The organism is Shewanella psychrophila, from assembly GCF_002005305.1.
Classification (GTDB): domain Bacteria; phylum Pseudomonadota; class Gammaproteobacteria; order Enterobacterales; family Shewanellaceae; genus Shewanella; species Shewanella psychrophila.
Genome location: NZ_CP014782.1, coordinates 5,911,984 through 5,925,388, shown reverse-complemented (window position 1 = coordinate 5,925,388; position 13,405 = coordinate 5,911,984). Strand labels below are relative to the sequence as shown.

Here is a 13,405-nt window from a genome sequence, read left to right as displayed (position 1 = left end):
CAAGGTATTGGCATTAATGCCGCTTTAATACTTCCTCGGGATAAAAGTAAACCCGATCCACAAGGGATCGGGATTGCCGGGAAGCAAGTTACTTCTGATGTCGATAATCGCTGAGTCGTTAGCTTTCTCCTTCTTCTTTCCTCTTACTATTTTCTTTTAAGCCGTTTTTCCCTGCCGTTTTCTATTCCTGTTTAGGATTGTGCCTGTTTAGGGTAAGGAATACGAAATGCCAGAGTGTAAGTGACAGGTAAGACGATGAGTGTCAGCACAGACGCGAAGCCAAGACCGAAGATTATGGTGATTGCCATAGAGCCAAAGAAGGCATCAGACAGCAGAGGAACCATACCTAGCATAGTCGTTATCGCTGCCATCAAAACGGGTCTTACCCGGCTCACGGACGAATCGACTACAGCCTGATAAGCCTCCTTGCCTTCACTCAGTTCCAGGTTTATCTGATCTACCAGTACGATGCCATTCTTGATGATCATGCCAGTCAAGCTGAGTAATCCTAGTAATGCCATAAAGCTGAAAGGGGCATCGAATAGTAATAGGCCAGAAACCACGCCGATTAAGGCTAATGGCACGGTGAACCAGATGACCAGAGGCTGACGTACCGAATTAAACAGCAGTACTGTGATAAGGAACATAGCTAGATAGCCCATAGGAATTGAGCTAAATACCGAGACCTGAGCCTCCCCAGCTGTCTCATATTCGCCTCCCCATTCGAATTCATAACCCGCAGGGAGCGAAATAGCTTCTATATCGGCTCTGATTTTTCGAAAGACAGAATCGGCCGTCTCATCGGTACCGTTAATAGGATCGGCATAAACAGCCAGCATACGTTTTCTGTCACGACGCATGATAAGCGGGTTTTCCCATTCGGTGGTGAATTCAGAAACCACTTGAGTGGCGGGAACGAAGACGTTATTTTCTGAACTCCAGACCTGCAGCTTCCAAAGGCTGTCGGCGTCGAGGCGTTCCTCGGCAGGTGCCCTTGCTATGATAGGCATCAGATGGCTGTTCTCACGATAGACGCCGACCTGCTTGCCACCGAAGTTAACTAGGAGTGAATTATCGAGATCTTGTTTACTGATCCCCGTCTCACGGGCCTGAGCGAGTGCCAGTTGCGGACGGATCAGAGTCACCTGGTTACGCCAGCTATGTCTTACGCCTACGGCTGTTGGCTCTGCATCTAAAATAGCCTTTGCTTGGGTGGCAAGCTGACGCAGTACCACAGGATCTTCACCATAGAAACGCGCCTCTATCTTAGCGGCAGGGCTGGGACCATTTTCCATATATTTGAAACGATACTCGGCTTCTGGATACTTGAGGCTTAACTCTTTCTCCAAGGTGCGCATGTATCGCTCTAAGCTGGTGAGATCTGTCATCTCGATCAGTAATTGACCGTAGGAATTGTAGCCTTTCTCTGGGACATAGGAGAGCACGAATCTTTGGGCACCTTGGCCGACAACGCTAGTGAGATTAACCAGCCCGATATCATGGGTTTCTTGCTGGGCAAGTAGGTCTTTCTCTATGCGGCCGAGCAGGTGTTCTGTCGCCTTAATATCTGTGCCTTCAGGCATCCACACATCCACGAAGAACATAGGCGTGTTCGAAGCTGGAAAGAAGACATTTTTTACGTATCCGAAGCCCATTACTGAGGTGAACAGCGCCGCGATAACGACTAGCAAGGTGACGGCGCGAAAACGCATGGCCAAATTTAAGCTGCTACGGTAAAACTGGAATATAAAGCCCTTGTAGGGATCATCATTCTCATCCTCGCTGACTTCGCCATCTTTGAACATGAGGTGGCAGAAGAAGGGGGTTAAGGTCATGGCTGTGATCCAGCTGATAAACAGGGAGATCAGTAAGACCTGGAATAACGATACGCAAAATTCACCTGTGGCTGTGTCTGACAAGCCAATCGGAGCGAAGGCTAAAATGGCGATGACAGTGGCACCAAGTAGTGGCCATTGAGTCTGTGACACCACTTGTTTAGATGTCTCTAGTCGGCTCTGACCACGCTTGATACCTATGAGTATGCCTTCGGTGACCACGATGGCGTTGTCGACCAGCATACCTAGGGCGATAATAAGTGCGCCCAAGGAGATGATTTGTAGCTCGATATTGAGCAGCTTCATCATGATGAAGGTGCCTAATATGGTCAATAGCAATACCAGCCCCATCAGCAGACCGGCGCGGACGCCCATGAATATCAAGAGTACGAAGATCACTATGGCAATAGACTCGGCCAGATTGATTAAGAAACCTGTGATGGTCTGATCGACCATCTTACTCTGGTCGTAGACAGTGTTGAGTTGTATACCAATGGGGCGCTCGTTATCGAGCTCGAGCAGCCTTTCATTGATGGCTACGCCGACATCAACCACATTGACGCCGCTGGAAAATGAGATCCCTACAGACAAGGCTGTTTCGCCATTGCCATGGTAGATGTTTGTTGGGGTCTCATCGTTATCTTTATAGACCTGGGCTATATCGCCAAGGTAGACCAGTTTTGTACTGCCTGGTGCGCTGATTAACAGGCGCTCCATCTGCTTCACCTGGCTAAACTCACCGGTAGGATGGATACGAATGCGGTTATCGCCAACACGAATACTACCGGCGTTGGATACTACGTTCTGACTATTGATAAGGCTATAGATATAATCCTGGTCTAGGCCCAGAGCGTTGAGTTTCTGCTGGGAAATTTCGACCACTACTTGTTCGGTTATTTTGCCTGCAATGGTAACTTTTTTCACACCATCGACAAGCACAAGCTCACGCCTGAGAAAGTCGGCATAATTTTGCAACTCACGGCTAGTGTAGCCATCTCCAGAGACATTGAGCAAAATGCCATACACATCGCCGAAATCATCTATCACTGATGGAGTTGCGACCCCTGGTGGCAGTTCACCTAGTTTGTCGTTGACCTTACGGCGCACTTCATCCCACACCTGGGGCAGTTCGTCTGCGCCGTAATGCTCGTGTACCTCTATCTCTATCTGAGACAGGCCGGCACTGTTGATCGAGGTGATATGTTTGATTGCATCGAGTTGCTGCAGGGCATCTTCCAGAGGCAGGGTAACCTCCTCTTCGACCTGTTCCGGCGAAGCGCCTGGATAGGCGGTGACGACGAGTGCCTGTTTGAGGGTGAACTCAGGGAATTCGAGCTGACCTAGCCCAAGAAATGAGATGCTGCCCCCCACGAGTAGCAATAGGGCAAACATCCAGCTCACCACTTTATGTTCTATAGAGTATTGTGCGAAATTCACGGCGTAAAATCCTTGCAGGCGAAAGAGTAAAAATAAAGGCTTAGGTGGTACTGATTGCGGCGTTAAACCCCGCGCTGCCAGTGAAGAGGCTTAACTTTTTGGTCGGCAGAAAGGTACTGCACACCGGCTACTACTAGCTGATCGCCCTTACTCAATCCTGTTAAAATTTCTATGCCATCTGTGGTGACTCGACCTAAGGTGACAATTTGCGGAGTCACATTACCTGTGTCTGCATGATAGAGCCAGATGATATTTTCGCCATCCTGATCACGCTTCATCACTGCACTAGCAGGGATCACTGTTTTATCTAACTGGGAGTCCATAGAGAGATCTAGAGTTAGCTCGGCGCTCATACCCGGAAGAATATTGATTTGAGTGGGTCTAGGTAGCGTGAAGACCACTTCGTAACTTTGGGTGCCAGGAGTCACCTGAGTCGCGTGCTCTTTGAGTTTTACCGGATAGGCTTGCTCTGGCTGAGTGCTAAAGTGCACCTGAGGTTGAAATTTCGCATGGGGATTAAATTTGATTGCCTGGCTGGCCATAGACTCTGGTACCTGGATCACTACGTCAATATTGCGATCTTTTTGTAACACGAGCACCGACTGATTGGCCTGAATCATCTGATAATTGTCTATGGAAATCTTAGCTACCGTGCCGTCATATGGTGCGAGTAAATTGGTATAGCTCAGTTGGTCACGGGCATTAGCCAGAGCGGCAGCGGCTGATTTCAGCTGAGCCTTAGAGAGATCGTAATCTGCTGGGGAGATCAACTGGCGGCGTAACAGTTCACCCTTACGCTTATAGTCGGCGGTGGCGAGCTCATGATCGGCTTCGCGGTTGAGTAAAGTATTGCGGGCATCTCGGTCATCAAGTCTAGCTAAAATAGTGCCTTTTTTAACATGTAGGCCTTCCACCAGAGTAAAGTCGATCAGCTGACCCGATACTCTAAAACCTAAATCAGCTTGCTTGGTGGCGGCTATTTTTGCCGGGAAAACACGAATAGAAGCGGCATTAACATCTGTGACTTCCAATAATTTCACCGGTCTTATGGTTTGTGGAGCTGCTTCAATCGATTCTGCGTTGCAGCCAGCCAAGGTGCCAGTGATTATTATGGCTGCGAATGTTTTTGCTAGGTACTTCATAAAGCGGATTCCATTTGTGCGACGAGATGTATTAATTCTGGCTAAGATAGCAGTATCTAATATTGAACAAAATGGGAATGTGTGGAATCATCGGTTCCATAAAATGAGACTAATTAGTCTTGATTGTTAAAACTAAGCGTGAGCATGATCGCTTTAGTTACCAGATTTGGTGTAAAAGTAATCGATAACCTGTGAGGGTTTGTTATGAAAACTGAAGATATTTCCCTGTTCCATCGCATCGTCGAGACGGGCAGCTTAGTGGATGCGGCAGATTTGCTTAATTTGCCTAAGTCGACCGTGAGTCGCCGTTTGCAGGCATTAGAAGATGATCTTAAGGTCAAGCTATTCCATCGTCAGAGCCGAGCCATGACATTAACGGCTTCGGGGAGTCATTTCTATGATAAGACCTTGTCTATTCTTGGGGATCTTGAGCAAACTCTGGTGGAACTCACGGATACTCAAGCCGAAATTGGCGGACATTTACGGATCTTGATGTTCCCTGTGCCCGAGTTACTGGATATTGCCAATGGCATTTTCGAATTTATGGATCATAACCCTGAGCTTACCGTCGAGCTGATTGTCAGCACCGAGCCTCAGGATATGATCCGCAATAATATCGATCTCGCCTTTATGGTAGAAGATTCATTTAATGAAAATGAGATGGTGGCTCGAGAGATGCTTAGTGAAGAGCTGCATTTTGTTGCTAGCCCGGGTTATCTAGCCAAGGCTGGCACGCCTGTGTTGCCAGAGGACCTCGAGAAGCATAACTCTATATTGTTTCGTTACCCTAATGGTCGAATTTTTAATGAAGTCCCCTTCGGTAACGATATGAAGATAGCGGTGAAAGGTAACTTGTGCCTCAATAGCATTCAGCTCGGCCTGGAAGCGAGCTTAATTGGGCGAGGTATTGCTTTTTTACCCACAGAGGTGACTCGTGAATATGTTGAGCGGGGTGAGCTCACCATGTTGTTTGAAGATGTGGAGCCTTATGTCGGCAAGTGCTATTTAGTCTATCCATCACGGCGTTTTATCAGCTTAGCGAGCCAGAGATTTATCGATCATATGTTAGGAGCGCTTGAGCGTTGCAATGCCGGTAAAGGTTGCGGCCGAGAAGAGCGGCTACGTGGATCTATTAAGTCATGGGTTTGATTGTAAGTTATGAGCGGTAAGTGGTAAGTAAAAGCTAGAGTTCAGAATAGTATCTAGAGGTTGGAGTCTTTTCTTTTAATCTTACTGCTTTCTTCGCTCTGTCTTGAGCTTATAGCTTAAAACTTCTGAGCCTGCTCCATTACCTATCCTCTATTTATTTGTTATCTTGACAGCCAAAGAAATGACAGCGTTGTCACCTACTTCGCTGGCTGATGCTCTGACTTGTAAGTGAACACGGGTGAGAATTAACTAATACTAATAGGTATAAGACAGATAAGGATATAGATGATGTTGATTGAGTCTAAGCAGAGTTCACTGACAATAGAAAATAGTGAACGGCCGATATTATCCAGGCTATTACTGCCTTTGATAATAGCCGTAACCGCTCTATTATCGGCCTGTGTGGGGGGCAGTAGCTCAACGGCGAAAGATCCTATCGATACGACGCCTATTAGTTCTGGCAGCTCTGATAGCACGGATAACTCTAGCAATAATGATTCAGTTAATGGGGAAGTGTCGAGGGCTAATATCTTATTAGGTGGTGTCGAGTATCAGCCCATCTTGGATGAACTGGCTCTGCCAACCTACTGGGCGGCAACTAGTGAGCCGAGCGAAGAGATGTTGTCGGTGCTTAACACTCAATTAGCTCCGCTTTCTGACACATTTTCCAGTCAATTTACTCTCGAGAGTTTTGCGTTAGGGCTCAAGCTAGATCCGCTGCAAAGCCAAGCCTACAAGATCGACATATCTACCTCTGAATTAGGCCAGAGTAGAGTGATATTGACACTTGTAGCGGTCCCCCAAGACGGTGTGCTGACCCAGCCTCTGGCTACCGCAATCTATATAGCCTTGAGACAGGCACATCAAGCCGAAGGTGGTCTGCTGGGCAAACTCGTCAATCATGGTTTAGCACTGCATTTTATTGAGTCAGAGCTTAAGCCTGCTCACTTATACCAAGAGACCGAGCTTACTGGCACTGCACTGGATGATGCCATTACTCAGGCTAAGTCGGCCATTAAGAATGAAACTGATAACGGAACTGGAGACGATGCCTGGTTTAATGGCGCTGAGCCGAAAGATAATGGTGTGGCCTGGAAGTTAGGTTATTACCTGGTAGCTCAGCATTTTGTGAGATATCCGGGTAGTGATGCCGCGAACAGCTTCGCACTGGATCCTGGTTTATTTCGAATTAATTTAGCTTCGCCGATAACAGTTAATCATAAAAATGAGCAATATGTTAGAACAGGGGACGTGGCTAATCAGGTCGGGATCAGTGAACTGACCAGACAGGCGAGTGATTATATTGGGGCCTATTTTCTTGAGGGATGGAATCAAGACAAACTTATCGCCTTGACCTTCGATGATGGCCCTTCTATTTATACCACCCAGATTTTAGATCTCTTGGCTCAGTATCAGATCCCAGCCAGTTTCTTTTGGATGGGGAAAAACATGCAGTCCAATCAAGCTATCATGGCGCGAGCTTTAGCTGAGGGGCATACTTTGGCAAATCACAGCTGGAATCACCCACATGGGCGCTCGCTGACGAGTGAAGATCTTTGGCAAACGCAAATACTGAAAACTAATGAGTTGTTTCAAAGCTCAGTTGGGATAACACCGCGTTTCTATCGTCCACCCTATGGTGAGATCACCGGCAAGCAAGTCGCCTTTCTCGATGACAAAGGCATAAAGGTGATTTTATGGTCGGTGGATACCCGAGACTGGAATTCGCCCCTAGTCACAGTTGAGAATATCAGTGATGTGATGATCAATAATCAGCATCCCGAGGTGATCAGCCTGATGCACGACGCTGGTGGCAACAGGCAGAATACGGTCGATGCACTGCCTGGTGTTATTGATTACTATCACACCCAAGGCTATCGGTTCGTTAATCTGGAAATCATGCTTGGGATTAGTGATAAGAGGTAGCTTTAAGTTTTGAGCTGTAAGCGGTAAGTAAAGCAAAAGTGCGAGTAGCATCAGGTCTCATCTGTTTTTTAAACTTATAACTTTCTTAGCTCTGTCTTGAGCTTAAAACTTCTTAGCCTGCTTTAGTCCGGCGCGACGATTATTCCCAGGGGGGCTAACAGTTGCTCCTGCTGCCACTGGTTTATCATCACGCCTTCGAGCTTGATGTTACGGGGATCGAGTCCTTCCAGCTCAACTCGGCATAAGTTACAGCCTTCGAGCTCGAAAGTGCCCCATTGTGATTGAGAGAACTCACCGCCGCTGAGGTCTGAGCCCTTCATCGAAGCACCGAGCAAGTTAGCGCCCCGCCAGCGATTGTCCATTAGCTCACACTTCTCTAGTTTAGCTGACTCTAAATTGGCGTAAGAAAGGTTAGATTCTGTAATGTAGGCGTTGCAGAAGAAGGTCTTATGGCTGATATGGTTGGCAAAGCTAGTCCGGACGAAGTCTGCACCTTGCAGGTTGCATTCCCTAAGCTCGATACCGAAACAGCGAGCCCCGGCAAATAGTGCCATGCCCAGGTTACAGTGCTTAAAGCTGGCGCTTATCAGAGTGGCATAACTGAAGTTACAGCCTTCGGCTGCTCCCGCTTCGACGAACCTGCAATTAATAAAGCTGGCATCGGTCAAATCGGCTCGACTGAAATCACAACGGTAAAACTCGCAGCGCTCAAATATAGCGTCCTGGAGATCTTCTCCACTGAAACTGGTGTCTGTATACGTCTTGCCTGTGTAGTTGTCGACTTGCATATCAGTTACCTTTAGCTCGCTTATTCGTTTCAGAGGCATAAGTTTGTGTTTTTTAGTTACTCAGTCTCGGAGATTTTTTCGTTACTGAGGTTTGCATCGATAAAAGTCTTGTCACTGTCGGCCTAAATACATAGTCAGTTAGCTACCTTTAACTTTCTTATTAATTTCAGGCGTATAGGTTTGTGTGTGCTTCATTTGCTCAGGCTCAGATATTTTCTTCGCCAGAACATAGCAGGCGATACCCATCAGGGTGTTGGTGATAGGCAGCGCCAGTAGCAGGCCTTTGACCCCGCCTAGGTAAGAACCCAGAGCGGCCAGAGGTAGCATGATCAAAAACAGTCGACATACATTGAGAACCAGTGAGCTCATGGGCCTGTGGTAGGCATTGAGGGATGTGGCCATCAAGATAACGATACCCAGTGGGCCATAGGCGGCGGGGATCATTAAAATATAGAAGGACAGCCATTCTACGACCTGAGGATCTCCACTGAATAGCTGAGCAATGGGCTCGGCTAAGAGCAGCAGTGGCAGGTAGAGCAAGGTCTGAAACACCAGAATAAACTTGAGTGACAGTAACAGGGCATCACGGGCTCGCTCGGTCTGACCCGCCCCTAAGTTCTGGGCGATAAAGGGAACCAAACTGGATGACAAGGCCATCACGGCAATCAAGAGTACGGACTCAATACGGATCCCGGCACCGAAGGCAGCGACAGCACCATGGTCGATGCGGGCTAACATGGCCATGATCATTGCATTGGCCAGAGGATTAAGCAAATTCATCAGGGCTGCAGGCTGAGCGATATGAGCCAGCTGTTTCCAGTTGCACTTGAGACGTTCTATGTTGAAGTCGGCAAATTCCACTAAGTGACGCTTAAATATCAGCAGGTAGCTAGATAGCGATAGCGCAACCGCCCAAGAAATAATGGTCGCTATGGCTGCCCCTTGGATCTCCAGGCGCGGAAAAGGCCCGATACCGAAGATGAGCAGGGGGTCGAGAATAAGGTTGATCAGCGCCGCTAACATCATAATTTTTGCAGGTGAGCGGGTGTCTCCCGTGGCACGCAGCCCCTGGTTACCTACCATCAATAACACTAGCAGCGGCGCGCCCAGATACCAGATAAACATGTAGTCGGCGATCAGCGGTAAACTGGAGTCATTGGCACCTAAGAGGCTAAATAAAGGGCCTATGCACAGGCTACCTAACATGGAGATAAACGCGGTCAGCATGAAGGTCAATAATAGTGAGTCATGAAGAAACACCTTGGCTTTATCTGCCTGACCACCACCTATGAGTCGACCTAAGTTAGTGGACACTCCGGCGCCTATGCCTATGGCTATGCTGGATATGATCAGAGTCACAGGAAAAGTGAAGCTGATGGCGGCCAAAGATTCGGTGCCTAGCTGACTGATAAAAAAAGTGTCGACGAGACTGAACCCGAGAATGGTCAAAATACCAATCAGGTTTGGGAGGCTCATATTTAGCAGTACACGACCGATTGGCTGGGTGAGTAGCCCGTGTCTGTCTTTCATGGAGAAGTCTTGCCTAGTCTACAGAGGGAGGCAATTCTATCAGGATTGGCGCGGCTTTTATAAAAGCGGGATAAAAAAAATGAGATTATTTTTGTAAAGACCTTGGTTCTCATCTAGATGACCCCATATCTCCAACATCAAGCGACTTAATTTACTGATAATTTCGCCGCAATTTTTTTATTTGCCAGCCTAATGCTGGGCAAAATCATTAGGAGAGTCCATAGATGAACATTCGTCCATTACATGACCGTGTCATAGTTAAACGTTCTGAAGTTGAATCAAAATCTGCTGGTGGCATCGTACTTACAGGTAGCGCTGCCGAGCAATCGACTCGTGGTGAAATACTTGCAGTAGGCAATGGCCGAATTCTTGAGAATGGTTCTGTTCAACCACTAGACGTAAAAGTGGGTGACATGGTGATCTTCAACGAAGGTTACGGCGTGAAGAAAGAGAAGATTGATGGTGAAGAAGTTCTGATCCTTTCAGAATCTGACCTAATGGCTGTAGTGAGCTAAGCACTCATTGAGTTTCAACATCCCATTCAAACAAATTTCAAAGGATAAAGAACATGGCAGCTAAAGAAGTATTATTTGGTAACGACGCACGTGTAAAAATGCTTGCGGGCGTAAACATTCTAGCAAACGCAGTTAAAGTTACTCTGGGCCCTAAGGGTCGTAACGTGGTTCTGGACAAGAGCTTCGGCGCACCACTGATCACCAAAGATGGTGTTACAGTGGCTAAAGATATCGAACTTGAAGACAAGATCGAGAACATGGGCGCTCAGATGGTTAAAGAAGTTGCTTCTAAAGCCAACGACGAAGCCGGTGACGGTACCACTACAGCTACTGTGCTTGCTCAAGCTATCGTTAACGAAGGCCTTAAAGCCGTCGCTGCTGGCATGAACCCAATGGATCTTAAGCGCGGTATCGACAAGGCTGTAGTTGCAGCTGTTGCCGAGCTTAAAAACCTATCTCAAGAGTGTGCTGACAAAAATGCTATCACTCAGGTTGGTACCATCTCTGCTAACTCTGACGAGACTATCGGTCAAATCATCGCAACAGCGATGGATCGCGTAGGCAAAGAAGGTGTTATCACAGTTGAAGAAGGTCAGGCTCTGGAAAATGAGCTAGACGTAGTAGAAGGTATGCAGTTCGATCGCGGTTACCTTTCTCCATACTTCATCAACAAGCCAGAGACTGGCAGTGTTGAATTGGAAAGCCCATACATTCTTCTTGTTGATAAGAAAGTATCTAACATCCGTGAGTTACTGCCTATTCTTGAAGGTTTGGCTAAAACGGGTAAGCCACTGCTTATCATTGCCGAAGACGTTGAAGGTGAAGCACTAGCGACACTAGTTGTCAACAACATGCGCGGTATCGTGAAAGTTGCTGCTGTTAAGGCACCAGGTTTCGGTGACCGTCGTAAGGCTATGCTACAAGATATCGCTATCTTGACTGGCGGTACTGTTATCGCTGAAGAGATTGGCCTAGAGCTTGAAAAAGCCACTCTGGAAGATCTTGGTACTGCTAAGCGCGTTATCATCACTAAAGATGACACCACTATCATCGACGGTACTGGTGAAGAGAGCCAAATCAAGGCTCGCGTTTCACAGATCAAGATCCAGGCTGAAGAGTCTACCTCTGATTACGACAAAGAGAAGCTACAAGAGCGCATGGCTAAACTAGCTGGCGGTGTTGCAGTGATCAAAGTCGGTGCGGCTACCGAAGTTGAAATGAAAGAGAAGAAGGCACGTGTAGAAGATGCACTTCACGCGACTCGCGCAGCAGTTGAAGAAGGTGTTGTTGCCGGTGGTGGTGTTGCTCTGGTACGTGTTGCTAGCAAGATTGCAGACATTGATGTACTTAACGAAGACCAGCAGCACGGTGTGGTTATCGCAATTCGCGCAATGGAAGCTCCTCTACGCCAGATCGCCACTAACGCGGGTGAAGAAGGTTCAGTTGTCGCTAACAACGTTAAGAACGGTTCAGGTAACTACGGTTACAACGCAGGTAACGACACTTACGGTGACATGCTAGAGATGGGTATCTTAGATCCAACTAAGGTTACTCGTAGCGCACTACAGTTCGCAGCCTCTATTGCTGGTCTGATGATCACAACCGAGTGTATGGTTGCCGAAATGCCACAAGATGCTTCAGCTCCAGATATGGGTGGCATGGGCGGAATGGGTGGTATGGGCGGAATGGGCGGCATGATGTAATTTTTGCTTTTTGACTGGTCTAAATCGGTGATTACGGCGTTGCTGTTCGCTCGCGTAAGAAAGACTACGCGTCGCTCACAGCGCCTTGTACTAACACGATTTATCCGGCGCCAAAATTAGCAAAAAGTCATTGCTGGTCTAAAGCTTAAAAGCTTAAAGCCAAACGAATTTAAATCCTCGATATTGAAAAGTATCGGGGATTTTTTTACGTATGGACTTCTCGAAATAGAGAGTTATCCCCGAAGACCATGGATGGTCTTGGAGGGGGTTTGTGTCTGGAAGATAACCTACCGTCATTCGGACAATCTACACCGTCATTCCGGTAATGCTTTTGGGCCGGAATCTAGGGAATCCATTCTGTCATCCCGGTGTTCTTTTAGGCCGGGATTCACAGCCACGCTATTAAATTCGTGGGGATCCCTCAGACTCAGTCCTGAGTTACCCCGTAAGCTGATTTTAATTTATATAGGCTATGTTTCCGTACTTATCGTTTTTCAGCGTTATAAAGTGTCTTTTTAGCGATATATCCATAAAATATCCACATGCTAATATTCTTTTAAATACTTGGAACAAGCATGGAATTTAATGAAAAAAGTTACTATTTCAGATTTAAATAATTGGAAATTATTAGGACATAAATTTGCGTCAATTACGGCTTATGATGCGAGTTTTGCAAAGGTTTTTGAGCAGCAAAATATGCCTGTATTGATTGTCGGCGATTCACTTGGCTCTGTGATACAAGGTAAGGAAACTACTTTGGGTGTTAATGTTAAGGATATTGCTTACCATACCGAATGTGTAAGAGTTGGTAGTCCAAACTCTTTTATCATTTCAGATATGCCCTTTATGAGTTACCCGACACCTGAGATAGCCTGTGAATCCGCCGCTACATTAATGAAAGCTGGTGCTAACATGGTTAAGTTGGAAGGTAGTGGGTGGTTAGCTGAGACCGTAAAAGTTTTAACCGAGCGAGCAGTACCTGTTTGTGTTCATTTAGGGTTATTACCACAAGCTGTTAATATCCATGGGGGCTATAAAGTTCAGGGGAAAACACAAGAACAGGCAGAGAATATGCTTAATGATGCCTTGCAGTTACAAAATGCCGGGGCTCAAGTATTAGTACTGGAATGTGTACCTGCTACATTGGCTGACAAGATTACCAGTAAGCTGGATATTCCAGTTATTGGAATTGGCGCGGGTAAAAATACTGACGGTCAGGTTTTGGTTATGCATGATATTTTAGGCATATCGGCAAATTATATTCCAAGGTTTACGAAAAACTTTCTAGCGGGAAGCAATGATATTAACTCTGCAGTTGCTAAGTATATTGAAGCGGTTCAGCTGCAGACATTTCCTGAAGATGAACACTGCTTCCAATAA

At 46.8% G+C, this 13,405-nt stretch carries 9 protein-coding genes; 5 read left to right on the top strand and 4 right to left on the bottom strand.

The features are described from left to right. Positions 1-191: 191 nt before the first annotated feature. Together sps_RS25960 and sps_RS25955 are read right to left on the bottom strand one after the other, a co-directional pair. Positions 192-3,272, bottom strand: coding sequence for an efflux RND transporter permease subunit (locus tag sps_RS25960; RefSeq protein WP_077755144.1), 3,081 nt, complete (start codon positions 3,270-3,272; stop codon positions 192-194). 62 nt (positions 3,273-3,334) lie between these two features. Next, positions 3,335-4,414: an efflux RND transporter periplasmic adaptor subunit gene (locus sps_RS25955; RefSeq protein WP_077755143.1), complete on the bottom strand. Its 1,080-nt coding sequence runs from the start codon at positions 4,412-4,414 to the stop codon at positions 3,335-3,337. Between the two features lie 204 nt (positions 4,415-4,618). Here sps_RS25955 and sps_RS25950 point away from each other — a divergent pair, with 204 nt between their 5' ends. Further along, positions 4,619-5,563, top strand: a complete 945-nt coding sequence (locus sps_RS25950) for a LysR family transcriptional regulator (protein WP_077755142.1) — start codon at positions 4,619-4,621, stop codon at positions 5,561-5,563. Positions 5,564-5,848: 285 nt separating this feature from the next. Beyond that, positions 5,849-7,489: a polysaccharide deacetylase family protein gene (locus tag sps_RS25945; protein ID WP_077755141.1), complete on the top strand. Its 1,641-nt coding sequence runs from the start codon at positions 5,849-5,851 to the stop codon at positions 7,487-7,489. Positions 7,490-7,611: 122 nt separating this feature from the next. On the opposite strand, the gene sps_RS25940 is transcribed toward sps_RS25945, so the two are convergent. Both sps_RS25940 and sps_RS25935 read right to left on the bottom strand, forming a co-directional pair. Continuing rightward, positions 7,612-8,277: a Qnr family pentapeptide repeat protein gene (locus sps_RS25940; RefSeq protein WP_077755140.1), complete on the bottom strand. Its 666-nt coding sequence runs from the start codon at positions 8,275-8,277 to the stop codon at positions 7,612-7,614. 138 nt (positions 8,278-8,415) lie between these two features. Continuing rightward, positions 8,416-9,807, bottom strand: coding sequence for an MATE family efflux transporter (locus tag sps_RS25935; RefSeq protein WP_077755139.1), 1,392 nt, complete (start codon positions 9,805-9,807; stop codon positions 8,416-8,418). A gap of 224 nt (positions 9,808-10,031) precedes the next feature. On the opposite strand from sps_RS25935, the gene sps_RS25930 reads away from it, so the two are divergent. From sps_RS25930 to panB, 3 genes are all read left to right on the top strand, one after another. Then, positions 10,032-10,322 (top strand): co-chaperone GroES, encoded by a 291-nt coding sequence (locus sps_RS25930; RefSeq protein WP_077755138.1) that lies wholly within the window; start codon positions 10,032-10,034, stop codon positions 10,320-10,322. Positions 10,323-10,375: 53 nt separating this feature from the next. Then, the gene (gene groL, locus sps_RS25925) at positions 10,376-12,025 is read left to right on the top strand and encodes a chaperonin GroEL (RefSeq protein WP_077755137.1); all 1,650 of its coding nucleotides are present in this window, start codon (positions 10,376-10,378) and stop codon (positions 12,023-12,025) included. Between the two features lie 585 nt (positions 12,026-12,610). Further along, complete coding sequence (gene panB / locus sps_RS25920) at positions 12,611-13,405, top strand: 3-methyl-2-oxobutanoate hydroxymethyltransferase (protein ID WP_077755136.1); 795 nt, start codon at positions 12,611-12,613, stop codon at positions 13,403-13,405.